Source organism: Methanocorpusculum vombati, from assembly GCF_026891935.1.
Taxonomy (GTDB): domain Archaea; phylum Halobacteriota; class Methanomicrobia; order Methanomicrobiales; family Methanocorpusculaceae; genus Methanocorpusculum; species Methanocorpusculum vombati.
Genome location: NZ_JAPTGC010000008.1, coordinates 70957 through 93283, shown reverse-complemented (window position 1 = coordinate 93283; position 22327 = coordinate 70957). Strand labels below are relative to the sequence as shown.

The 22327-nt window shown below is 53.8% G+C and carries 23 protein-coding genes; 14 read left to right on the top strand and 9 right to left on the bottom strand.

The window, feature by feature from the left end:
• The 7 genes from mtrA (O0S09_RS07270) to O0S09_RS07240 all read left to right on the top strand — a co-directional run.
• Window positions 1–723, top strand: a 723-nt coding sequence (mtrA, locus tag O0S09_RS07270; protein WP_268923302.1) for a tetrahydromethanopterin S-methyltransferase subunit A, incomplete at its 5' end; no start/stop codon positions are given.
• 2 nt (window positions 724–725) lie between these two features.
• Window positions 726–911 (top strand): tetrahydromethanopterin S-methyltransferase subunit F, encoded by a 186-nt coding sequence (locus O0S09_RS07265; RefSeq protein WP_268923301.1) that lies wholly within the window; start codon window positions 726–728, stop codon window positions 909–911.
• An 11-nt stretch (window positions 912–922) separates the two neighbouring features.
• Window positions 923–1657: a tetrahydromethanopterin S-methyltransferase subunit A gene (gene mtrA, locus O0S09_RS07260; RefSeq protein WP_268923300.1), complete on the top strand. Its 735-nt coding sequence runs from the start codon at window positions 923–925 to the stop codon at window positions 1655–1657.
• A 14-nt stretch (window positions 1658–1671) separates the two neighbouring features.
• Window positions 1672–2691 carry a tetrahydromethanopterin S-methyltransferase subunit H gene (gene mtrH / locus O0S09_RS07255; RefSeq protein ID WP_268923299.1) on the top strand — a complete coding sequence of 340 codons (1020 nt, stop codon included), beginning with the start codon at window positions 1672–1674 and terminating at the stop codon, window positions 2689–2691.
• Between the two features lie 167 nt (window positions 2692–2858).
• Window positions 2859–5024: a tetratricopeptide repeat protein gene (locus O0S09_RS07250; RefSeq protein ID WP_268923298.1), complete on the top strand. Its 2166-nt coding sequence runs from the start codon at window positions 2859–2861 to the stop codon at window positions 5022–5024.
• Window positions 5024–7144, top strand: coding sequence for an ABC transporter substrate-binding protein (locus O0S09_RS07245; protein ID WP_268923297.1), 2121 nt, complete (start codon window positions 5024–5026; stop codon window positions 7142–7144). The genes O0S09_RS07250 and O0S09_RS07245 overlap by 1 nt, the downstream gene beginning before the upstream one ends.
• A gap of 60 nt (window positions 7145–7204) precedes the next feature.
• On the top strand, window positions 7205–9652 hold the full coding sequence (locus O0S09_RS07240; RefSeq protein WP_268923296.1) for a heavy metal translocating P-type ATPase: 2448 nt from the start codon (window positions 7205–7207) through the stop codon (window positions 9650–9652).
• Window positions 9653–9949: 297 nt separating this feature from the next.
• Here the strand turns inward: O0S09_RS07240 and O0S09_RS07235 are convergent, their stop codons facing one another.
• The 6 genes from O0S09_RS07235 to O0S09_RS07210 form a co-directional block, all read right to left on the bottom strand.
• Window positions 9950–10723 carry a heparan-alpha-glucosaminide N-acetyltransferase gene (locus O0S09_RS07235; RefSeq protein WP_268923295.1) on the bottom strand — a complete coding sequence of 258 codons (774 nt, stop codon included), beginning with the start codon at window positions 10721–10723 and terminating at the stop codon, window positions 9950–9952.
• Between the two features lie 108 nt (window positions 10724–10831).
• Window positions 10832–11056: a hypothetical protein gene (locus O0S09_RS07230; protein ID WP_268923294.1), complete on the bottom strand. Its 225-nt coding sequence runs from the start codon at window positions 11054–11056 to the stop codon at window positions 10832–10834.
• Between the two features lie 89 nt (window positions 11057–11145).
• On the bottom strand, window positions 11146–11763 hold the full coding sequence (locus O0S09_RS07225) for an ABC-2 transporter permease (protein ID WP_268923293.1): 618 nt from the start codon (window positions 11761–11763) through the stop codon (window positions 11146–11148).
• A gap of 6 nt (window positions 11764–11769) precedes the next feature.
• Window positions 11770–12417, bottom strand: a complete 648-nt coding sequence (locus O0S09_RS07220; RefSeq protein ID WP_268923292.1) for an ABC-2 transporter permease — start codon at window positions 12415–12417, stop codon at window positions 11770–11772.
• Window positions 12414–13274, bottom strand: coding sequence for an ABC transporter ATP-binding protein (locus tag O0S09_RS07215; protein WP_268923291.1), 861 nt, complete (start codon window positions 13272–13274; stop codon window positions 12414–12416). The genes O0S09_RS07220 and O0S09_RS07215 overlap by 4 nt, the downstream gene beginning before the upstream one ends.
• A 4-nt stretch (window positions 13275–13278) precedes the next feature.
• Entirely contained in the window at window positions 13279–13671 is a 393-nt protein-coding gene (locus O0S09_RS07210) for a GntR family transcriptional regulator (protein ID WP_268923290.1), read from the bottom strand.
• A 136-nt stretch (window positions 13672–13807) separates the two neighbouring features.
• On the opposite strand from O0S09_RS07210, the gene eif1A reads away from it, so the two are divergent.
• Genes eif1A through O0S09_RS07195 form a run of 3 tightly spaced genes read left to right on the top strand, consistent with a single transcriptional unit; the run spans window position 13808 to window position 15922 of the window.
• Window positions 13808–14125 (top strand): translation initiation factor eIF-1A, encoded by a 318-nt coding sequence (gene eif1A, locus O0S09_RS07205; protein WP_268923305.1) that lies wholly within the window; start codon window positions 13808–13810, stop codon window positions 14123–14125.
• 31 nt (window positions 14126–14156) lie between these two features.
• Entirely contained in the window at window positions 14157–14603 is a 447-nt protein-coding gene (locus O0S09_RS07200; protein ID WP_268923289.1) for a formylmethanofuran dehydrogenase subunit E family protein, read from the top strand.
• 53 nt (window positions 14604–14656) lie between these two features.
• Complete coding sequence (locus O0S09_RS07195; RefSeq protein WP_268923288.1) at window positions 14657–15922, top strand: cation:proton antiporter; 1266 nt, start codon at window positions 14657–14659, stop codon at window positions 15920–15922.
• 22 nt (window positions 15923–15944) lie between these two features.
• On the opposite strand, the gene O0S09_RS07190 is transcribed toward O0S09_RS07195, so the two are convergent.
• Complete coding sequence (locus tag O0S09_RS07190) at window positions 15945–17729, bottom strand: YgiQ family radical SAM protein (protein WP_268923287.1); 1785 nt, start codon at window positions 17727–17729, stop codon at window positions 15945–15947.
• A gap of 540 nt (window positions 17730–18269) precedes the next feature.
• On the opposite strand from O0S09_RS07190, the gene O0S09_RS07185 reads away from it, so the two are divergent.
• Window positions 18270–18902, top strand: a complete 633-nt coding sequence (locus O0S09_RS07185; RefSeq protein ID WP_268923286.1) for a DUF2178 domain-containing protein — start codon at window positions 18270–18272, stop codon at window positions 18900–18902.
• Window positions 18886–19086 (top strand): helix-turn-helix transcriptional regulator, encoded by a 201-nt coding sequence (locus O0S09_RS07180; protein ID WP_338148508.1) that lies wholly within the window; start codon window positions 18886–18888, stop codon window positions 19084–19086. The genes O0S09_RS07185 and O0S09_RS07180 overlap by 17 nt, the downstream gene beginning before the upstream one ends.
• Before the next feature lie 34 nt (window positions 19087–19120).
• Here the strand turns inward: O0S09_RS07180 and ribB are convergent, their stop codons facing one another.
• Complete coding sequence (ribB, locus tag O0S09_RS07175) at window positions 19121–19798, bottom strand: 3,4-dihydroxy-2-butanone-4-phosphate synthase (RefSeq protein ID WP_268923285.1); 678 nt, start codon at window positions 19796–19798, stop codon at window positions 19121–19123.
• Window positions 19791–20465 carry a DUF120 domain-containing protein gene (locus tag O0S09_RS07170; protein ID WP_268923284.1) on the bottom strand — a complete coding sequence of 225 codons (675 nt, stop codon included), beginning with the start codon at window positions 20463–20465 and terminating at the stop codon, window positions 19791–19793. The genes ribB and O0S09_RS07170 overlap by 8 nt, the downstream gene beginning before the upstream one ends.
• A 110-nt stretch (window positions 20466–20575) precedes the next feature.
• On the opposite strand from O0S09_RS07170, the gene O0S09_RS07165 reads away from it, so the two are divergent.
• Together O0S09_RS07165 and O0S09_RS07160 are read left to right on the top strand one after the other, a co-directional pair.
• Window positions 20576–21286, top strand: a complete 711-nt coding sequence (locus O0S09_RS07165; RefSeq protein WP_268923283.1) for a helix-turn-helix domain-containing protein — start codon at window positions 20576–20578, stop codon at window positions 21284–21286.
• Complete coding sequence (locus tag O0S09_RS07160; protein WP_268923282.1) at window positions 21280–22323, top strand: hydroxymethylglutaryl-CoA synthase; 1044 nt, start codon at window positions 21280–21282, stop codon at window positions 22321–22323. Before O0S09_RS07165 ends, O0S09_RS07160 begins: the two co-directional genes overlap by 7 nt.
• Window positions 22324–22327: the final 4 nt, after the last annotated feature.

Below are 22327 nucleotides of genomic sequence, written 5' to 3'. Positions count from 1 at the left end.
AAATCACCAGCAAGCGGATGGCCGATCATCCAGGGTGACTACCACACCGGTGACGCTAACAGCCCTGTTGCTGTTATCACCATGGGTTCCCACCTTGACGAGACGGCAATCTGCGCTGCAGGAGCTGCCCTCGCAGGATCCTGTAAGACGGAAAACCTCGGTATCGAAAAGATTGTTGCCAACATCATCTCGAACCCGAACATCCGGTATGTGCTTCTCTGTGGTACTGAAGTGAAAGGTCACCTTTCCGGTCAGTCCATTGAGGCAATGCACAAGAACGGTGTTGACGGCGGCAAGATTGTCGGTTCCGGCGGAGCAATTCCGTTCCTTGAGAACCTGACCGAGGAACACATCAAGCGGTTCCAGGAGCAGGTTGAGATCGTAAACATCATGGAGAGTGAAGACATCGGTCAGATCTCTGCAAAGATCAACGAGCTCAAAGGAAAAGACCCCGGAGCATTCGGTGCAGACCCGATTGTTGTTCAGATTTCTGACGATGACGGCGGAAGTGCCGGAGGTGCAGAGGCCGGTGAGGAAGAGCCCTTAACCGGTGAGATGGCCCTCATTACTGCTCGCATGAAAAACATCCAGATGATGGTTACCGACATCGGTTACCGCACCAGATTCTCGTCCGGTCTTTACGGAGGCAAGATTGAGGGTCTGATGATTGGTCTTATCATGTCCTTCATCATTCTTGGTGTTATCTTCTATGGATGGTTCTAAAAATGGCAGGTTCAATTATCAGAATGGCTGCCATCGATAAGATGGTAGATGACATCAGATACAAAGGACAGATTCTTGCCCGTACACACAAGGTCGAGTCTGCAATTATGGACTCCGGTCTTGTCGGATTTGGTGCCGGTCTTGTTATCGCCCTTATCATGATCCTTGTACCGGTGCTGGTGCTCTGAGGTGAAGAAGTATGGCAGATAAGAAATCACCAGCAAGCGGATGGCCGATCATCCAGGGTGACTACCACACCGGTGACGCTAACAGCCCTGTTGCTGTTATCACCATGGGTTCCCACCTTGACGAGACGGCAATCTGCGCCGCAGGAGCTGCCCTCGCAGGTTCCTGTAAGACGGAAAACCTCGGTATTGAGAAGATCGTTGCAAACGTTATCTCAAATCCGAACATTCGTTTCGTGCTCCTCTGTGGTACTGAAGTGAAGGGTCACCTTTCCGGTCAGTCCATTGAGGCGATGCACAAGAACGGTGTTGACGGTGGTAAGATCGTCGGTTCCGGCGGAGCAATTCCGTTCCTTGAGAACCTGACTGATGAACACATCAAGCGGTTCCAGGAGCAGGTTGAGATCGTCAATATTATGGAGAGTGAAGACCTTGGTCAGATCTCTGCAAAGATTGCCGAACTCACTGCCCGTGACCCCGGAGCATTCGGTGCAGACCCGATCGTTGTTCAGATCTCTGACGACGAGGGCGGTGCTGCCGGCGGTGCAACGGTTGCGAGTGCAAACCCGCAGTTCCTCGAGATCGAGAAGCGTCTTGACGCAATCGAGAAAAAGATTGAGTTCACGGACGCGGAAATCGCGATGCGTGTCGGAAGAAAAATCGGTCGTGACATCGGTATCCTCTATGGTCTTGTAGCAGGATGTATCGCCTTTATGGTGATTCTGATGTTAGTCACGAGGATAATGTAAATTGAGGTGCCAATATGTTCAAGTTCGAAAAGGAACAACAGGTCTTTGACTTTAACGGAACTAAAATTGGTGGACAGCCCGGAGAATACCCGCGTGTTCTTGGTGCATCCATCTTCTACAACAAACACGAGGTTGTCCTTGACGACCACACTGGAAAGATCGACAAAGCGAAAGCAGAAGCACTCTGGAACCGCTGTCAGGAACTGACGGACGCGACCGGAAACCACTTCTTCCTCCAGATCATTGCAGAGCACGGAGAGGCATTCGAGTCCTACTTCCAGTGGTTTGACAGTATCGACAACAAGACAGCATTCCTGATGGACTCTTCTGCCCCTGAGGCACTTGTCCATGCAACGAAGTACGTTACGGAAGTCGGTCTTGCAGATCGTGCAATCTACAACTCCATCAACGGTTCTATTGCACCGGAGAACATTCAGGCACTTGCAGAGTCCGATGTGGATTCCGCAATTGTTCTTGCGTTCAACCCGGGTGACGGTTCTGTTGCCGGTCGTGAGAAGGTTCTTTCGGAAGGCGGTGTTGCCGGTCAGTCCAAGGGTATGATTCAGATCGCAGAAGAGTGCGGTATCAAGCGCCCGATTCTTGACACTGCAGCAACTCCGCTCGGTCTCGGCTCTGCCGGTTCGTTCCGTGAGATTCTTGCATGCAAGGCAATCCACGGTCTGCCGACCGGTGGTGCATACCACAACATGACGGTGTCCTGGACCTGGCTGAAACGCTGGAGAAAGAACATCCACGAGCAGTACAAGGGCAAGGATCTTCTTGCTGAGCAGATGTTCCACCACCACTACGGCGGTATTGAGGGCATTCGCCAGATTGCTTGGTCATCCCCTGATATCGGATGTAACATCATGGCAATGACCCTTGGTGCAGATCTTATCATGTTCGGTCCGATTGAGAACATGGAAGGTATTGCAACCGCAGCAGCATTCTCTGACATCGTTCTTTCCGAGGCTCTGAAAGAGCTCGGTGGCGAAGTTCAGGACCATGAAGGCCCGCTGTACAAGCTGGTCTAAGCCTGCTGAACGGTAAGTTAGTTGTTCTGAGGTGCGGGACAGACTCGGAGTTTCCGGGTCTGTTCCCGCATTTTCGGTTCCGGATGATTTTGTTTTTCTGTTTTGCTGCTCTTCTTGGAACTATCAGAAGGCATACATAGTGTTAACGCACAAAACACTACATAATTATGCGAGTCAGCGAGGGGAATCTGACCCAACAGTATTATTGTGATTATTTGACGATTCTTGCCGAGGAGATTTTTTCTGCGGCGGCTACTGATGCGGTACGCAGGAGTGTGCACGAGAGTATTGTGTTCCGCAATCTGTTTCTGCACCGGATGAGTGTGGATGGCGGGTTTCATGCCCGGGTGCTTTCTGCTATTCTGCAGCAGCCGGATGACAGCCGGGTGCTGCGGGATCTTCTTACGGTGTCGGCGCAGACGGATGCGGATGCTCTGCCGGTTGAGGAGTGGCTGAAGCGGGAGTATGCATCCGCTGTTGAGGAGAAGAACGGTGCACGGATGATTGCGGTTGAGGCGCTGCTGCGATCGTATATTTCCGGGACGAACCAGGCGGCGGAGATTATTGCATCTGCGGGAGATTCCCGTCCCCTGAGCTGGTGGCAGCTGGAGACCCGGCGTATTACGGTTGCGGAGATTGTAAATCCCGATATGTATTTTGGTGTCGGTCGCCGTCCGTTCTGGCATGAGTTCCCCTTTGATCGGTATGCGGCGGTTTCTGCGGGTGTTCCTGATCTTCCTCCCCAGGAGATTTATGACTGCGTTGTCTGTATTGCGGGTGCCTGGTTCTCTTCTCTTACCCGTGAAGAGATGATTACGTGGCTGAATATGCCGCAGCCGACGCTGTCCGAGTGGGGGGTGCTGTGTGCGCCGCTTCTGAAGTGCGAGACTCCTGATGCGGCACTTTCTACGGCGAACTGGCTGTATGCGTCGGGGAACTATGATCCGGCGATGGATCTGTATGCGAATATTACTCTTGCGTTTCCAGGTACATCTGCGGAGATTTCGTCGTTTGAGCTGATGGGAGCGATTCTCCGGAAGTCGGGGGATTTTGATAATGCGTTTGAGGCATACAAGAGGGCTTTTCTTGCGTCCCGGGGTGCGGGAGGGTATCAGACGGCAATTGGTCTGAAGAATCTGTGCGAGGTTGGGGAGGATCTCGGCGAGGATATGTCGGAGTATTATACGCGGATTGCCGGTATTGCGGGTATGCTGCCGATGCCGGAGAGACTGCGTCTGTATCTGCAGCTTGCGGCATCCTGCCGGAGGCGCGGTTCGTATGAGGAGGAGTACCGGTATCTTGAGCAGGTGCTTGATGCGGAGGACGGGGATGAGGATCTGGTATCCGCTGCGATGTCGCGGCTTTCGGAGATGAATTCGTCTCTGACTGCTGATGGGAGGCCGGATGCTGTTTCGCTGGCAGCGATGGATGCGGCGGCTGAGTCTTCTGTTGCGGTGACGCGGGGGACTGCCGCCTATTTCGGGTTCGATCCGGTCTGTGCGCTGGAGTGGTACGACCGGTCGGGTTCGCCGGATGTTTCGTCGCTGCGGTTTGCTGCGGCGATGGCTGCCGGTGCTGATGCAGGGGTGTATGCGGAAACTCCTGCCCAGCGTGCGGTGGTCCTTGCGGCGGGAGGTGCGCCGGTGATGGAGGTTGTCCGCGAGCTGAATGCGGCGGTTACCGGTGTGTGGCAGGATGGCGGCGATGTGTCTGGGGTGATCGGGCAGGTTGTTCCGTATCTTGCTCCGGAGAGGATGGATGCGGTTCTTGCCGAGGTGACGGCACGGTCTACCCGGGATGATGAACGTGCGGTTGTGTGTTCTGCGGCATCGCAGGTACTGCTTTCCACCGGACGGGTGAATGAAGCACGGTCGATGCTGCGGACGGCGCTTCGGGCAAATCCGGGACGCGAGATGCGGTCCCGTCTGTTTGCGGAGCTTGGGTGGCTGGAGTATGAGGCGGGGGCGTATGCGGTTGCGGCTGATGCATATGATGCGGCACTGAAGATCCATGATCAGTTCCCTGCGGCATGGGCGGGCCGTGCCCGTGCTCTTGCCTGCATGGGCAGGTATGATGAGGCGTTTGCGGCTTCCGGCTATGCGGCTGTGCAGAATCCCTCGAATGCTTCGTATCAGCATCTTCGTGCGGCTCTTGAGATTGTTTCGGCTTGTCCGGTGGATCCTCTGATCGATCTGATGTTTGTTCTGCCGGAGCCCGGGTATCTGCAGGCTGCTGCTGCCCGGTATAGTGTGCGGAAGACGGGGTTGTGTCCTCCTGCGGTCTGGGATGCGGCAGGGGTTGAGGATGTTGTTCCGATGAGGGTTTTGTTCTGATGAAACAGGTCGTTGCTCTTCTGCTGGTTGCTCTGGCTCTGGTGATTGCGTTTGCGGTTTTTACCGGAGGCGGTGGTGATGAGCCGGATCCTCTTCCGCCGGTTATTAATGCGACGATGTATCACGGGACAATCGGGGTGGTCCTGCCGAATGATTCTGTTATCGGGGATCAGGTGCGGAATGGTATTGATACGGCGTTTCTGTTGCAGGATGCAAAGACCCGTCCTTCTCTTGTGTATCTGAATAGTACGGATATGACGTCTCTTCCGGTGCTTGATGCGGTGATTACTGCGACGGATGCGATTAGTGCGGCGTGGGATGCGGATGCGGGTGCGTCGGGAGTTGTGCATGTGGCGGTTGCGTCGCCGGGATATGCTGCGGTTGCGCCAAGAGATGTGGTTACGTTCAGTACTCCGCCGTATTATGAGGTGTCTTCTCTTCGGTCGCTGTTGCGGCAGCATGAGACTATCGGGGTGATCGGGCCGGATAATTCCTATACTGCTGCATATATTCGTGATCTGAAGGATGCGACGGGGAGTGAGATTATTTCGGGGGTGTTTTCTTCGTCGTCGGGGGAGGTGTCTTCTTTGCGTTCTCTTCTTGCCAAAAATCCGGGTCTTTTGATTATTACCGGTGGTGAGGATATTCCTCTTCTTGTTGCTAAGGCCCGTGAGTTCGGGTTGACGGGTCCGGTGATGGTTTCTTCCTGGGTTGGGGAGGATGCGGCGGTTGTGAATGATTCCCGGATGGAGGGGGTCTATACGGCGAAGCGTATGTCCGATATTTCGTCGCATCCGTTTTATAATGTGTATCAGGCACGGTTTGGTACGGCAGGTTCGGTGTATGCGGCTGAGGGGTATGATGCGATGATGACACTTTCCCGGCTGGTTCCACAGAGTAATGGGAGTGCGCAGTATGTTTCCGGCTGGTATATGGGGAAGAATTATGAGGGGGCTGCCGGTTCGTATGAGTTTGATGATGAGGGGTGCGGCCGGATTCTGATGCAGATTGCACAGTTCCAGTCGGGCGCGGTGGTTCCGGTGGATACGTATGTGCGTCCGCCGTCGGAGGTGGTCGTTGGTGTGTACGGGAATGCTGAGGTGGTTCGCGGTGCTGTTGCGGGGGCGGAGCTGATTAATAGTGCAAATAGTCTTTCGTTGCCGGGTGCGGCTACGAGTGGTATTTCGGGGTTGTATGGTGCGAAGATTCGTATTCTTCCGCTTCAGTCGGGTTCTCCGGTGCCGGATAATGTGACGGCGGTTGTGGGGGATCTGACTGGTGTGGTTACGAATCTTCCTGCGGTTCATACGGTTTCCGGCGGCAGGGCCCCGGAGGGGGGCTGGTCTGTGTCGTTTGTTCCGGATGCGGATGCGGGGTTTTCTTCGTTTCTGGATATTGTTGACGGACGGCGGGGGTATGGTCCGGGTCTTGATAATGTGACGGTGCTGTATCCGGAGGGTACGGTGCTGCCTTTGCGTATGCTTTCAGCACTGGAGGGTCATGGGTATCATGTTTCGCAGGTTTCGTATTCTCTGCCGCTGACGGAGGATGCGGCGGCTGCGGTGATGTCGGGTCTGAACTGCAGCGGTCAGGTTCTTGTGAGCCTGCCGGCTGGTGCGGAGGATCTGACGGTTCTTCTTGCCGGCTCACGTCAGACGGGTTCGGTTCCTGCGGTGTGGTATGTGGCGGGGGATGTGATTGTTGGTGATCCGGTGCTGGTGCAGAGTACGCTGGTGTATGATTTCCTTACGGGTGCTGATATGTGGTCTTCGGAGGCGGGGAAGGCAAAGCCGCTGGTTCGGGAGGTGTCATTGTTTTATTCAAAGGTGCATCCCGGCAGGTCGATGACGGGTGTGTCGGCGCGGTCGTTTGAGGCGGTGGTGATGCTTGCCGATGCGATGAGTGTGTCCGGTTCGATGAGTCCGTCGGCGGTGGGGTCTGCTCTGCGGAATGTTGCGTACTCGCCGGATCAGAGTATTTTCTTTGGTGATGGTATTTCGTTTGATGAGTCCGGGAATGTTGTTGGTCCTGAGACGGTTGTGGTGCAGGTGCAGGGGGGTTCGGCCCGTGTTGTGTCCGGGTCTGCGGGTCTTGGTCTGGTGACGGACCGAGAGTTCTGATTTTTTTTTCGTTGACCCGAACAGAGTTTATATCCGATTGGAGGGGTAAATGTATGATTCATGACGGTTCGGTATCTCCGGTTTTTGGTTGGCGGTATGCACTGCAGTGCGTGTTCGGCCCATCTTGAGTCTACGCTGAAGGCGCTTTCCGGTGTTCTGGAGGTGACGGTGAATCTTTCTACGGCGACGGTGAGTGCGAATATTGATACGGATCTGGTGACGCCGGAGAGGATTGATGCGGCGGTGCGGGGTGCGGGGTTTTCTGTGGATCCGGTGCCGGTGTCGTTTGTGGTGCGTCCGGCGGATGATGCGGGTGTGTCGGCTGCTGCACAGGTTGCACTGCAGGGGCTTTCCGGGGTGCTGGATGTTTCGCAGAGCGGGGATGTGGTGACGGTTTCGTATCATCCGTTGCTTGCGGATCCGTCGCAGTTTGTTCCGGTGCTGAAGCGGGCAGGGTTTTCTTCGGTTACGGTGAACAGCGGGTTTGATGATCTGTTTTATATTCCTGAGCAGGAGAAGGATGAGTTGTCGGGTCTGCGGAACCGGACGATTCTCGGGTTTGCCGGTTCGGCTGTTCTGATGGGGCTGATGGTGTTTGGTCATCCGTTGTTTGCGGGGAATATGTTTTTGATGGATGTGGTGATGCTGGTTGTTGCGACGCCGATTCTGGTGGTGTGCGGGTATCCGATTTTCCGGCAGGGAATCTCACAGCTTCGCGGAGGTATGCTCGGGATGGAGGTTATGTATATGCTGGGTATTGCGACGTCGTATTGTGCGGGGCTTGGGGCGGTTTTGGGGTTGTTGCCGTCGCCGGATTTTCTGTTGTTTGAGACTGCGGTGATGCTTACGGCGTTTCTGGGGCTGGGGCGGTTTCTTGAGAGTCGTGCGCGTGGCCGGACGTCGGATGCGATTATGGCGCTTTTGCATCTGCGTCCGCCGGTTGCGACGGTTATTCGTGACGGAGTGGAACAGGAGGTGCGGGTCGGCGAGCTGGTTGCGGGTGATACGGTTCTGGTGAAGACGGGGGGTCAGATTCCCTCGGATGGTATTGTTCTCGGGGATGCGGTTACGGTGAATGAGTCGGCGATTACGGGAGAGTCGGTGCCGGTGGTGAAGGTGCCCGGGTCGGGGGTTATCGGCGGTACGGTGGTGTCGCAGGGTGTTCTTACGATGGAGGTGGAGAAGGTGGGTGCGGATACGGTGCTTGCGGGGATTATTAAGATGGTGCGGGAGGCGCAGGAGACGAAGCCGCCGGTGCAGCGGGTTGCGGATGCGGCGGTGCGGTATTTTATTCCGTTTGTGCTGGGTGTTGCGGTTCTGGCGTTTGTGTACTGGTTCTTCTTTGCGGGGGAGACACTTTTGGTTGCGCTGTCGAGTTTTATTGCGGTGATTGTGGTTGCATGTCCGTGTGCGCTGGGGCTTGCGACGCCGACGGCGGTTACAGTGGGGATTGGTCGTGCGGCGAGTCTTGGTATTTTGATCCGGAATGGTGAGGTTCTGGAGCGTGCGGGGAAGCTGCGGGCGGTTGCGGTGGATAAGACGGGGACGCTGACGGTGGGGTCTCCGGCGGTGTCGGGAGTTATGTCGGCTCCCAGGACGAGCGAGGAGGATTTGTTTGTGGTTGCGGCGGCTCTGGGACGGAAGTCGTTGCATCCGCTGGATTCGGCGATTGTTGCGGAGGCGGACCGGCGCGGTGCGGCGGTTGTTGCGGCGACGCGGGTGGAGACGGTTCCGGGCCGGGGTATTGCGGGACGGGTGCGGCGTGAGGATGTGGTGATGGGGTCGGCTGCGTTTCTGGAGGAACGGGGCGTGGTTATGGATGATGCGGTTTTTGCTGCTGCGGAGGGGTTCCGGGCGACGGGTGCGTCGGTGGTGTTTGTTGCGGTTGCGGGGCGGGCTGTTGGTGTGGTGGGGGTTTCGGATACTCTCCGGCCTGATGCGGGGCGGGCTGTTTCTGCGTTTGAGCGGATGGGTCTTCCGGTGACGATGCTGACGGGGGATAATGCGCGGGCGGCTGGTGTTGTTGCGGCTGCTGCGGGGATTTCCCATGTTGCGGCGGGTTTGATGCCGGAGGAGAAGCGGGCGATTATTCAGCAGATGCAGGAGGGGGGTTCTGCTGTGGTGTTTGTGGGTGATGGTATTAATGATACGCCGGCGATGATGCAGGCGGATGTGGGTGTTGCGGTGGGCAGCGGGACGGATGCGGCGGTTGCGTCGGGGGGTGTTGTGTTGCTGCGGTCGGATCTGGTTGGTGCGGTGGCTGCGGTGCAGCTTGCGCGGAAGGTGTTTTCGCGGATCCGGTTGAATTTGTTCTGGGCGTTTGCGTATAATCTGGTTCTGATTCCGCTGGCGGCTGGGGTGTTGTATCCGTTTACGCAGGTGATGTTCCGGCCGGAGTATGCGGCGGCGGCGATGGTGCTGAGTTCGGTGACGGTGGTGAGTTTGTCGCTTCTTCTGCGGAGGTATACGCCGCCGGTGCTGGTGGGCGATGATGCGGCGAAGGTGTAAGGGTTTTTCCGGAAAAATAGCTGCGGGGCCTGGTTAGAGCCCCATTCTTTTTCACATTCTTTCGGGTACGTGGTCTACGTAGGGTCTTCGTATTCCGTGGTTTTTCATGGCGGATGCGACGTTTGTTCTGGTGCATCCGAGCATTTCACATATTTCGCGGATGCTGTATCCTGATCTGAGGAGGATATGGCGGTCGGCGGGTTAAACTCTTTTCTCCTCCTCCCGTGCACCGGACAACAGATACGTTTTGATCCTGCAGTAAGAGCAGATTGAAACAGAGCCGGTACCAAAGAGTCCCTACAGATATCCGAACGGCATACCCAGTCCCCGGGATACCACCATGACGACATAGAGGACGGCGGCAATGATCGGGAGATGCAGGAGATAGATCTCCAGCGGATGCCGGCCAATCAGGGCAAACGCTCTGCCGACACCCCCGGCGTCCGGGATGCGGAAGCGGCGGACACCCCGGGGATAGAGGAAGGAACCGATGGCGACACCGAGAAGCATGACGCCAACCCAGGGGAGGAGCGGGAAGTAGTCACGCGGATAGAACATGCCGTCCGGGAGAATGCCAAAGGGCAGCAGCCATATTGGACCGGTGTGAATGGATTTGACAAGGAAACCCGCCCAGATGAGAATCGCGGCAGGGATGATGTTCCATTTGCCAAGCCAAAGAAACGGGATGCAGAGGATCATGGACAGACCCATCATCTGCAGGAAGTTGAAGAGCATATAGTTGCCGTCACCGATGATGAAGTGGATGGCAAGGGAAGCGATGACGGCAATGGCTATGCCGATAAGAAAGATCTGAATGCCCCGCCGGACAATTGCCGTATGGTATTCGCGTTTTGAGCGATCGGCCATTCTGCCGTACCGGAGAACGAGGGCAACACCGGATATAATGACGAAGACACTTGTCCCCAGGTGAATGTAGCGGCAGACCTCATAATACCAGTCCAGGGTAAAGGTCATGTGAAAGATTACCATGAGGGAGATGACGTGAAAGAGAATCATCCCGATAAGAGAGATACCTCTGACTGCGTCAACTTCCCAGTACCGTTCGCCCATTGCCTTCTTCGTTGGTGCTGCCGGATAATGGCTTTTGTGCTCAGGGAATTCGCATCAGGGTGTGGTGGAACATATCAAAAAATTGCAGAGCAGACCAAAAAAGAAAATTTACATATTCTCCAGATATTTCTTCAGTGCATTCCAGTCGCGAATCTTCAGAATTTCGCCTGCCGTATGCTTTTCATGATGATTCAGCTCTTTTGAGTGGTGAATTGCATCACCGAGTTTTGCGATGCGCACTTCCACCACATCATTATCGCCTTCTTTCAGGATTGCAGCAATCTGTTCAAGATACGCTACAATCTCTGCCTTCTTTGCTGCGCTGGTTGTCATAGAGAGTTATCGTCCTTCATAGGATATACGCACTTGGATAGCGGCACAATTCCCTCTCCCGCAGAGTATCCGTACCGGAACAGGATACATCAGGTCACATCCCAGCGTTCAAACGCCCGCAGCGAAACCCGCCACGACACCCACAATCCCGCAAGCCCGAGGATTGCAAGAAGCGCCGCTATGACACCGAAAACATCCGGAGTCAGGAGATCATGCCAGTACACCGCCGCCGTCGGTACAAAACACAGTACCAGAAACAGCAGGATGCCGACATTCACGCGGTACACAAAATACACCGCAAGCAGCAAATCCAGCATCAGCAGGGCAGCACCGGTACACCCCGCCCACCAGATCAGCGGCGAAACTCCCAGCAGATCATAGCCGCCCAGAAATACCACCGAACCAGCCGCCGCCGCCCCGCAGATCACTGCAGCTGCACCCAGACAGAGACACGAGAACACATACCGGGCGGCCAGAATCTCCCGGCGGGAAAGCGGCAGGGAAAGTGCATACCGCTCCCACCGGCTGGACGTATCCATAGTCATGGCAGTGACCGGCAGAAAAAGAACCATCGCGGCCGCAACCAGAAACTCAGCCGAACTGACGCCCCACGGTACAAACAGCACCATACAGAAGACAATCACGACCGTGACCATTACAATGGTCCGCCGCAGATATATCCAGTCCTTCAGCAGCAGTCCGTTCATATTTTATTAGAACTCCTTTTTCCTGTAAATCCGTACCGAGATCAGATAGGACACAACGACAACAACCGCCGTCACCGCGAGCAGAACACCCAGAAGAACGGGCAGCAGCACCGGGGATGCGGGCATTATTCCGGAAAGATCCATCAGAAACATCATACCAAGCATCAGTACAACCGGGGTCAGTGCAATCACCATAACGATGTAGCGCATCTTCTCCGGCCCGAACTTCAGGGTCAGCGGCAGGGCAATGCTGCCCAGCACCAGCCCGCAGGCAACAAACATCACCATCAGCGGCAGCGGATCAATAAATGGAAGAAAAATACCTTCGCCCGGCATCAGAACCGTCATCACCACCGCAATTGCCAGAGAAATAATGCCTGCAACACAAATACCGCCTATCATCAGGCTGTATCGCGCCGCAACAATCTCCCGGCGGGAAAGCGGCAGACTTGCTGCGTACTTATCCCACCGTGCCGCCGTATCAAAACTGATCGCCGTCACCGGCAGCGTCGCACCAAACATAATCAGAATAATGTACACCGGCAGCTCGTTTCCCAGCGGAATAAACACCACACAAAATATCAGCGCCATGAACGCCAGATACTTCATCGTCGGGTTCAGGTTCAGCAGATCCTTATAGAGCAGCCCGTTCACAGTTCTTCACCCCGTGAGTAGAACAGCATAATCGACTCGGTGGTTACCGGATCAATCACCGCCCCCGGATGCCCTGCGGCAAATATCCTTTTGTCACGGATCAAAACCTCGCAGCCGAACTGATTCTTCCGGTACCGGATAACCTGATCTTTCCCGATCCCTGCAAGATCCTCTGTGCCGCATTTTACAACACCCATGCTGTCCATCAGTTCGTCGCGGCCTGTCGAGAAGACAACTCTGCCGTGATGAATGAAGGTCAGATAGTCTGCGATCTTGTCAAGATCGCTCGTGATATGCGATGAGATCAGAACTGCATGGTTCTCATCCTGAATAAAGTCGAGGAAGATGTCAAGAATTTCTTCGCGGACAATCGGGTCAAGACCGCTGGTGGCTTCATCAAGGATCAGCACGTCCGGGTTGTGTGCAAGAGCCGCAGCAATGCCGAGCTTCATCTTCATGCCGCGGGAAAATTCTTTGATTTTTTTCTTTTCCCCAAGACCAAACCTGACAAGATACGTTTGATATAGTTTCCCGTCCCAGTTCTGATAGATGTTTCCGAGGATTTTGGAAATGTCAGCCGGAGTGAGGTTGTCGTGGAAACAGCATTCATCAAACACCACGCCAATTCGCTCCTTAATCTCCTTTTCATGACTGTCCAGATCCATTCCGAGGATCTCCACCTTCCCTGCATCGCGGTGGACGAGGTTAAGCATCGCCTTGATCATTGTTGACTTTCCTGCACCGTTTTCTCCGATGAATCCCATGATGCATCCTTTTGGTACGGCAAAGGAAACATTGTCCAGCGCAAAGTCCTGATAAGCTTTGCAAAGATTCGTAACGTGTATTGCATACTCCATTGTGTTACTCTCCGTTGTAGAGGAGTTCGAGGGTTTCCCGAAGTTCTTCATACGTAATGCCGCTTTGTGCGGCGATATCCACGGCCTGTTGCAGATGTTCTTCACACAGCCGCATCTGTTCTTCCTTGATAATCTCAAGATTCGATCCTGCGACAAAACTTCCTTTGCCGGTGACGGTTTCGATGAATCCGTCATGTTCAAGATCAGTGTAGGCACGTTTTGTGGTGATTACACTGATGCGCAGTTCTTTTGCGAGAAGCCGCATGCTCGGCAGCGCGGTCCCTTCGGGGAGTTCGCCGCTGATGATCATGCGTTTGATCTGCGCGGTAATCTGCTCGTAAATGGGCTTATCACTTGCATTACTGATGATGATGTTCACGAGTTCCTCCTGCGTCATATTGTATATATCATGTATATACATTAATACTTTCGCACGGGAGATGTCTCCGGGCAGGAGTTTTTTTTAAAACGGATCATCAGGCATCTTTATCAGATAACACAACCAATGTATTACCCAAACAGGGGTAGATATTCTGGGTCGAATAGAAAACGCAAATCAGGACGTAGCAGAAGACGGAAGTATCATTCGTGTAAAACTTCCGAACCGTCGCACAAAAGAACAGTTTGCCCAGGCAGAGCTGATGCTTGGTTCAAACCATATCAAAGTCCGGTGCTCGGACGGTGTCACCCGTCTTGGCAGGATTAAGGGAAAGATTAAGAAACGGGTCTGGATCCGCGAAGGCGACATTCTCATTGTTATCCCGTGGGATTTCCAGGACGACAAATGCGACATCGTCTACCGCTACACTACCCCGCAGGTAGACTGGCTTCGCGCACACAAATATCTCTGAACACATCACCACCATTTTTTCTCAACGTATCATGGTACAGATTCCTGCATTTGAAACAATAGCCAAAGCGCACGGACACACCTGTCCCGGGATTGCCCTTGGCTACAAGATCGCCGTTGTTGCGGCGAAATGGGCCGGGGAAGAGGACGATATCAGAATTGTTGCCCACACCACCCGGTGTCCGCTGGATGCTCTCAAGGTTACCTTCGACGTGAAACACCATCCGGAACGAATGGTTGTCGCTGATACCAACACCGTCAGCTTTGTCATCACCAAACCAGACGGGCACAGACTGTTCATCGACGAACTGCCGGGAACGCATCTCACCAGTGAGGAACTAACCGAACTCAAGAAAAAAGTCGAGGCAGGCACCGCAACCCCGGAGGACCTGCGCCGCATGAACGAGATCAAAGACGAACTTTTCCATGTCATGCAGGCAATTCCGGACGAAAAATTATTCGCCGTTCGTGAAGAGTAACTTCTTCCAAACGATATTCTTTTTACATCTCAGCCCCCATCTGAAATTGAATTATGATGGAGGATATCACTTCAACAGTCGAGTTTCAGATGAGCCTGCTGCTCTTCGTGGCACTTGGCGGATATCTCCTGGCAACACGTATCCACCAGTCCGCGGTTATCGGCGAAATTCTGGTGGGTCTTATCGTCGGCCCGAGTGTTCTCGGTCTTATCACCTATACGGATTTTGTCCAGAGTCTGGCAGGTCTTGGCGCAATCATTCTTCTTTTTGTGATTGGGTTTGAGTTTGAGCTCAGTGATATCACCAACTGGCGGTACGGGGTGATAGCCCTCATCGGGGTTATCGTCCCCTGGATTGGGGGATATCTGACATCCCTGTTCTTCAATATGGATTTCTACACCGCAATCTTCATCGGAACCGCACTTACGGCGACGAGTATTGCGATTACGGCAAACGTTTTGCGGGAGATGGGAAAACTTCACCAGCCGTTTGCGAAAGCCATCATCGGGGCTGCGGTTATTGATGATATTCTCAGTCTGATTGTGCTGTCCATCTGCAAGGATCTTGGTGCGACCGGCGAACTTGTACCGATGGCGGTTGCCCTGACCGTGATTAAGTCTATCGGGTTTGTGGTTATTGCAGCGGTTGTCGGTATCAAGGTGATTCCGCCGCTGATCTCCCGGATGGATGCAACGAAACTCGCCCGGCAGTTTCCGGAGTTCGTGTTCATCTTTGCGATGATGGTTGCGTTCTTCTATGCAATGGCAGCGGAGTTTGTAGGAGTGTCGGCAATCGTCGGTGCGTTCCTTGCAGGAGTTTGTGTGAACCGCGTGAGCCTGAAGCATAGTCTGGACATCAAACTCGGTGCGGAGTATCTGTACATCATCTTTGCGGCAATCTTCTTTGTGTCGCTGGGTATCATTGTGGATCTGCAGTATCTGTTCGAGAAGCCGGAGATGCTGTGGTTTATCATTGCGCTGATTGTGGTGGCTATCATTACGAAGGTGGTGGGCTGCGGTCTGCCGGCGCGCCTGCTTGGTATGAACACCCGTGATTCGCTGATCGTCGGGTTTGGCATGGCCCCCCGGGGTGAAGTGGCAATGATCGTCGGTCTGATTGCGCTGACACATTTCCAGGATATGGCAGCCGCGGCAACCGATGCGGTTCAGAAGGAGTATCTGCTTCAGCTGGGGAACGAGGTGTTCATTGCAATTGTGCTGATGTCACTGATTACGACGGTGATAGTGCCGCTGGTTTATCGCGGCTGGTTCTTCAGGTCCGAGAAGAAACCGGATGCTGCTGCGGGAGTGCAGCAGTAAAAAAAAATTCTTTTTGGTTTTGTTATGTTTTTTTCTCTTTGGGGAACTTGCCGCGTGCGGGTATCAGATCACCGATAAGATCGCTTCTTTTTGCCTGCAGTAGTCCGACGATGGCAAGGTCATACTGTTTTGGGTCTTTCCACTGCAGAAGGGCACGCTGGATGCGTTTTTCGCCGCCGACCGGTACATAGACCTTCTGTCGGGTAAGAGGGTGTATGCCGCTGTAGTACATTGCTGTGGACAGGGTCATGGGAACCGGCGTGAAGTCCTGTACCTGTTCGGTGTAAAGGTTGTATTTGCGCAGGTACAGCGCAAGATCGATCATGTCTTCAATCCGGCATCCGGGATGGGAGGACATGAGGTACGGTACCAGATACTGCCGGTTCTTTCCTTTGGGTGTTTTTCGTTTCTGCAATGATTCAAAGTGTACGTGGAAGTCGTAAAACACACGGTTCCGCGGTTTGTTCATCAGTTCGGTTACGCGCTCGGAGATGTGTTCGGGCGCGACTTTCAGGTGTCCGGAGATGTAGTGGTCCCGCAGTTCCAGCAGGTAATGGTCTCCCAAGTCGCCTTTGGGTATGAGGTCGAAGCGGATGCCGGAACTGATGAATACGTGTTTGACCTTTGGAAGATTGCGCAGACGTTCCAGGAGTGCCAGCTGCCGTTCCGTTCCGTTCGTGAATGCTCCGCATTTTATGCAGTTTTTATCGGGGCAGGGGGTTCCTGTTTCCCATGTTTTGCAGGTGCAGCCATACATGTTGGCGGTCGGTCCGCCGACATCCTGAATGGTTCCCCGGAACTCCGGCATTTCGGTCATGCGTTCTGCTTCACGGATGAGGGAGTCTTCGCTTCGTGAGGTGACGATTCTCCCCTGATGATGTGTGATCGCACAGAACGAGCAGCCGCCGAAACAGCCGCGATGGGTTACCAGAGAGAATTGTACCGGTTCAAGCGCCGGGATTGGTTCTTTGTAAGAGGGATGCTGTTTCCGGGTGAACGGCAGTTCGTAGAGGTGGTCGAGTTCTTCTGTGGTTACGGGACGCATGGGCGGGTTTGCTACGATTACGGTTTTGGGGTGCGGTTGTACGAGCCGTTTGTGTCCTTCGCGGTACATGGTCGCGTAGGCGTTTGCAAATACTCCTTTGCCGACGACGTTCGGATAGGACTGCAGCACTACGGCGTCTTCCGGCGGGTTTTTACGGAACTCGCCTACGCTCATTGTCCAGCAGGTACCGGGAATGTCGCGGATGGTGTCGACGGTGTCGCCCTGCTGCATCCGTTTTGCGATCTCAATGAGGGCAAGTTCGCCCATGCCGTACACAAGAAGTGAGGCCGGTGCGTCGGCAAGGATTCCCTGTCTGACGCTGTTGCTCCAGTAGTCGTAGTGGGCGAACCGTCGGAGACTTGCTTCAATCCCGCCGATGACAATCGGGATCTGGGGGTACTGCCAGTGGAGAGCGTTTGTATATACGATGGTTGTGCGTTCCGGGCGGGTGAGTCTGCCGCCGGGCGAGTAACTGTCCTTTGACCGCTTTTTCAGTGCCGGTGTGTAGGCGTTGACCAGCGGGTCGACGGCACCCGGGACGACAGCAAAAAACAGGCGCGGTTTTCCCAGCCGTTTGAAGCTTTTGAGGTTGTGATCCGTCCAGTCCGGCTGGGCAATGACGCCTACGGTAAAGCCCGCATCCCACAGTGCCCTCCCGAGCAGGGCTGTGGCAAAGGAGGGATGATCCACATAGGCGTCGCCTGAGACAAGAATGATATCGGGTTGTATGACCCCGCATTTCTTCAGTTCCTTGGGCGTCATCGGCAAAAACTCCGGCTGCGGCAAAGGATTCTGGGGGATGCTCATAATTGTTTTCTATGTTGTACCGGAGGGGTGATAAGTGTCGCGGATGTCTGTTCTTACGGGAAACTATATATTACATAATGTAAAATATACTATACACTGAAGGGATGGGAGATCAGGATGGTGTCCCCCGGCACAAGAGCTGGTCATTCCCGTTTCCTCCAGGAAATAGATGAAAATTCCTCCTCTACAGTAAGTACAGAAAAAAACATTCAGCAAGAAAGACAACAGCACACACAACACACCAAATCCAAACAGGTAAGAATCAGTCACATACACACACACCCATTCATACCACACACCACAGGAAAACCCAAATGGTAATCAGCCGGTGAAACCCCCATGAGACGGCTGATACCACATGAGTTCTCTTTTTTTCTGAACCAGGTATCTTCCGAGATGAGAAAGATATAATATCCCTGTACACAATTGTATAATGTAAAAGGTTGCATACATCCCCCGCAGATGGTGGCGGGAGTTTCGGCAGGGTTGACAGTCATGAAACAAAATAACTTCTATATTATCATCGGTATTATCGGTCTCATTGAGGTTCTGCTTTTCTGGGAGTCCATTCAGGCTTCCAATCCGTTCATTATCGGTGTGGGCTTTGTTGCGGGAGCGCTGCTGTATTTTGTTCTGCGCAGGAAAGTGACGGACTGCTATGCCGACGAGCGTCAGAATCTCATTGATATGAAGACAGCGTCAGCTACGCTGAAAGCGTTCTGGGTCAGCTTTTTTTCGGTAAATCTTGCAACGGTCGTGTATGTTTTCAGTGCTTCCTTAGGTTTTCAGAATTTTATTGTTTCCGTCCCCGGACCGCATAAAATAAACTCCGTGCAGGATGCCGGAAACGGGGTGCTTCATGCGATGAACCTTACCCAGCCACCTGTGGATGGTTCGGTTGCGTTCACGATTCACCAGAATGTAACGGATGTTGTTTACTCTGTAACTGCCGACCCGATGGAGGTCATCAATATCTTCCCGGCGCCGCCGGAGATGATTGCGATTTCGCATCTCGGGATATTCGGAGTGATTCAGATTCTTCTGCTTGTCCTGATGCTGTTCATCTATGTTGCATTCAGAATTTATTACTCTCACAAGTTCGGGGAGTGGGATGACGATGAAGAATAAGATCAAGGTCTATCGGGCCATGCATGATCTCACGCAGGAGGGGCTTGCACAGGCGCTCGGGGTTACCCGCCAGACGATTCTTGCTATTGAGAAGGGCAAGTACGATCCGTCGCTGGAGCTTGCGTTCCGTATGGCGAGATATTTTAATACAACCATTGAGGAGATCTTCACGTTTGAGGCGTGAAGATTTTTTCTGTTTTCTGAAAAATAAAAAAAGGTCAGGCTGCGGCTCTGCGCCGCTCCCATTCGTCAAGTACTTCCTGTCCCTCGATAAATACCAGTCCGTGCTCTTTTGCATATGCTTTTGCCCCTTCTTTGTCCAGGGCAAGACCATTGTCTGCCATCATTTCGCAGATGGTTACGGCAGGAGTTACGCCGGCCATCTGTGCCAGGGCAACTGATAATTCCGTCTGGCCCCGGCGCTGATCCAGCAGGTCGTCTGCTGCGCGCAGCAGTGCCATGTGACCCGGTGTACGGAAGTCATCGGAGAATTTTCCGGTTGTTCCGTTTTCAAAGTTTTTCACGTACTCTGCAATGGAGGTGACGGTCAGTGCCCGGTCCCGGTCGGTGACGCCGGTGTAGGTGTTGCGGTGGTTTACCCAGAGTGAGAAGGATGAGTGGTTGCGCCGGTCGTAGGGAACGTCTCCTTCTTTTTCCACAATGTCTCCGGCGAACCGCAGGGCATCGGATGCAAACGGCAGACCGAATGCCTGCGCTGCTGCTCCGGAGATTGCGGTACAGATCAGGCCGCCGCCGTCTTTTCTGAACATTCTGATTGTTTCCGGGGTGACTGCGGAGGAGAGGATTGCAAAGTCCGTCTCTTTTTCGCGGTTGTCAAAGTCGTACAGCAGAATTACCTTGCCCTGTTTCAGGGCGTCCAATGCTTTTTCAATCATAGCCAATTTCTACCTCTACGCTGTCGTTGTCACTGAGTCCGAGCGTTCCGCGCAGAGGGACGCCGGAGATTACTTCAATAATGTCTTCCGGATAATGAGTGCGGCCGGGGACCACGATCGCACAGGGAATGTTGTCGATTCTGCAGGGGATACAGCGTGCTTCGCCGAAGGTCCGGTGTTCGTCGGAGAATCCGGGAACGGTGATCCATTCAAGTGTGTCGATCCGTTTGCGGACAAGGACGCTCTGCGGGTTTAGTTTTACGTTCAGGGTCCCGGGGTACGGGGTGAATCCGCAGAGTTCGGTGAACTTTTCCTGATAGTGCGGGATGGACATGTAGTATCTGCCTTCCCCGACGCCGGAGATTACGCTGCCGGTGAGGACGTAGTGCCCGCCGATACGGTCAAAGATTTTGCAGTACTCGGAGAACTCGCGGCGCAGCAGTTCTTCGCCGGTTTTTGTTACCAGTACGAACTGTCCCGATGATTCGGTCGTCCGGGAGATGAGATGTGCAGTTTCCAGTGACCGCAGTCTGCGCGAAGCGGTCTGCTGGCTGATGCCCAGCTGTTCGCCGAGACTTTGTGTCGAGAGACGGACCGGTCCTTTGCATCCTCCCATTGCTGCAATACGCTTCAGACAGAGGGTATCCTCTGCATCGACTGTAACCATGATACTCACTATTGGGTTGTTTCCTATATATGAGTTCGTATCTATTACTTCGTGTATTGACGAATTCGACGACCAGCCTTTTATGTTGGGAACGAAATACAATATGTTGTATGAAACCGGGACTGCGTCAACAGCTTGCCGAAAAAATGGCAGGTGAAATTACTCTCTCAGACGCTCCCGGGAAAGCGCTGAAAAAATGGAGATCCAGTTTTCAGATTGCTCCCGGTGTGCTAGCGGACCATCTTGGTATTTCTCCGTCTGTTATCAGCGATTATGAGAGTGGCAGGAGAAAGAGTCCGGGTACCGGAGTAGTTGGAAAAATTGTAGATACTCTTCTGGATATTGATGAGGAGAACGGCGGTAAGTACATTCAAAAGTACGGCAAGCTGCTGTTTTCCGACTACGATGATGAAGTTATCTATGATATCCATGATTTCGCTTCGTCAATTCCGATCCGAGAGTTGTCGGAACTGATTGAATGTACCCTTCTTTACGGTTCAGAGGATCATCAGATCTTTGGCTATACCGTGGTGAACAGCCAGAATGCAATTTTGAATCTTTCTCCGAATGAGTTCAACCGCATTTACGGCTGGAGCACCGAGCGGGCGCTGATCTTTACGGATGTTTCCACAGGGAAGTCACCGATGATTGCTATCCGGGTGACGCCGTTCAAGCCCCCGTATGTGATTTTACAGGGGATTGATGTGGAGAATGTTCATCCGCTGGTGAAGCTGCTTGCAGAGAAGGATCGCATAACCGTATTATGTACGTCGCTTGATGTGCAGGAAATTATTACCCGCCTGAGGAATACAGAATGGTAGGAATTATTACCTACGGGGCATACATCCCCCGTTACAGGATTAAGGTCGAGGAGATCGCACGTGTCTGGGGTGCCAATGCTGCAGAGATTAAGGGCGGTCTTGGCGTTTCTGAGAAAGCTGTCCCCGACTATGATGAAAACACGGCAACGATTGCGGTGGAAGCGGCACGCAGTGCGCTTGCACGCAGGGCAGTTGATCCCGCAGAGATCAAGGCGGTCTATGTGGGTTCGGAGTCCCATCCGTATGCGGTGAAGCCGACGGCTGTGACCGTCGGCGAAGCCATCGGTGCAACGCCGGTGATGACGGCAGCTGATTATGAGTTTGCCTGTAAGGCAGGAACAGCCGGTATCCAGACGGCAATGGGTCTGGTTTCGTCGGGTATGATGAAGTACGCGGTTGCAATCGGTGCGGATACGGCACAGGGTGCTCCGGGCGATGCCCTTGAGTACACCGCCGCCGCAGGCGGCGCTGCGTATGTGATCGGCAACGATGATCCGATTGCGGTAATTAACCATACCTGTTCGTTTTCGACGGATACGCCGGATTTCTGGCGCCGTGAGGGTGAGGATTATCCCCGGCACGGTGGAAGGTTCTCCGGAGAGCCGGGATACTTTAAGCATGTGACCGGCGCTGCACATATGATGCTTGAGTACATGGGAACAAAGCCCGCGGACTATGATTATGCGGTGTTCCACCAGCCGAATGCGAAGTTCCCTCAGAAGGGAGCGGCGATGCTCGGGTTTACGCATGATCAGATCAAGACGGGTTTGCTTGCCCCAAGACTCGGTAACACCTACAGCGGTGCGGTCCCTCTTGGTCTTGCGGCTGTTCTGGATGCGGCAAAGCCGGGCGACCGGATTTTTATTACGAGCTACGGCAGCGGGTCGGGTTCGGATGCGTTTGATCTGACGGTGACGGATGCAATTCTGGATAAGATCGACCGGTCGAAGGGTCCGTCGGTTGAGGCGATGCTTGCCTGTGCAAAGTATCTTGATTATGCAGTGTATGCCCGCCATAAGGGTAAGATCAAGGTGTGAGGTG

Coding starts and splice junctions, on each gene's coding strand:
- O0S09_RS07170 (WP_268923284.1), bottom strand. CDS start 20,465: ATGGTTACAGTCGATGCAGAGGATACCCTCTGTCTGAAGCGTATTGCA.
- O0S09_RS07190 (WP_268923287.1), bottom strand. CDS start 17,729: ATGACGCCCAAGGAACTGAAGAAATGCGGGGTCATACAACCCGATATC.
- O0S09_RS07265 (WP_268923301.1), top strand. CDS start 726: ATGGCAGGTTCAATTATCAGAATGGCTGCCATCGATAAGATGGTAGAT.
- O0S09_RS07215 (WP_268923291.1), bottom strand. CDS start 13,274: ATGGAGTATGCAATACACGTTACGAATCTTTGCAAAGCTTATCAGGAC.
- O0S09_RS07200 (WP_268923289.1), top strand. CDS start 14,157: ATGGTACAGATTCCTGCATTTGAAACAATAGCCAAAGCGCACGGACAC.
- O0S09_RS07230 (WP_268923294.1), bottom strand. CDS start 11,056: ATGACAACCAGCGCAGCAAAGAAGGCAGAGATTGTAGCGTATCTTGAA.
- O0S09_RS07180 (WP_338148508.1), top strand. CDS start 18,886: ATGACGATGAAGAATAAGATCAAGGTCTATCGGGCCATGCATGATCTC.
- mtrA (WP_268923300.1), top strand. CDS start 923: ATGGCAGATAAGAAATCACCAGCAAGCGGATGGCCGATCATCCAGGGT.
- mtrH (WP_268923299.1), top strand. CDS start 1,672: ATGTTCAAGTTCGAAAAGGAACAACAGGTCTTTGACTTTAACGGAACT.
- O0S09_RS07195 (WP_268923288.1), top strand. CDS start 14,657: ATGATGGAGGATATCACTTCAACAGTCGAGTTTCAGATGAGCCTGCTG.
- O0S09_RS07210 (WP_268923290.1), bottom strand. CDS start 13,671: ATGACGCAGGAGGAACTCGTGAACATCATCATCAGTAATGCAAGTGAT.
- O0S09_RS07165 (WP_268923283.1), top strand. CDS start 20,576: ATGAAACCGGGACTGCGTCAACAGCTTGCCGAAAAAATGGCAGGTGAA.
- O0S09_RS07250 (WP_268923298.1), top strand. CDS start 2,859: ATGCGAGTCAGCGAGGGGAATCTGACCCAACAGTATTATTGTGATTAT.
- O0S09_RS07235 (WP_268923295.1), bottom strand. CDS start 10,723: ATGGGCGAACGGTACTGGGAAGTTGACGCAGTCAGAGGTATCTCTCTT.
- O0S09_RS07185 (WP_268923286.1), top strand. CDS start 18,270: ATGAAACAAAATAACTTCTATATTATCATCGGTATTATCGGTCTCATT.
- O0S09_RS07245 (WP_268923297.1), top strand. CDS start 5,024: ATGAAACAGGTCGTTGCTCTTCTGCTGGTTGCTCTGGCTCTGGTGATT.
- O0S09_RS07225 (WP_268923293.1), bottom strand. CDS start 11,763: ATGAACGGACTGCTGCTGAAGGACTGGATATATCTGCGGCGGACCATT.
- O0S09_RS07160 (WP_268923282.1), top strand. CDS start 21,280: ATGGTAGGAATTATTACCTACGGGGCATACATCCCCCGTTACAGGATT.
- O0S09_RS07240 (WP_268923296.1), top strand. CDS start 7,205: ATGACGGTTCGGTATCTCCGGTTTTTGGTTGGCGGTATGCACTGCAGT.
- ribB (WP_268923285.1), bottom strand. CDS start 19,798: ATGATTGAAAAAGCATTGGACGCCCTGAAACAGGGCAAGGTAATTCTG.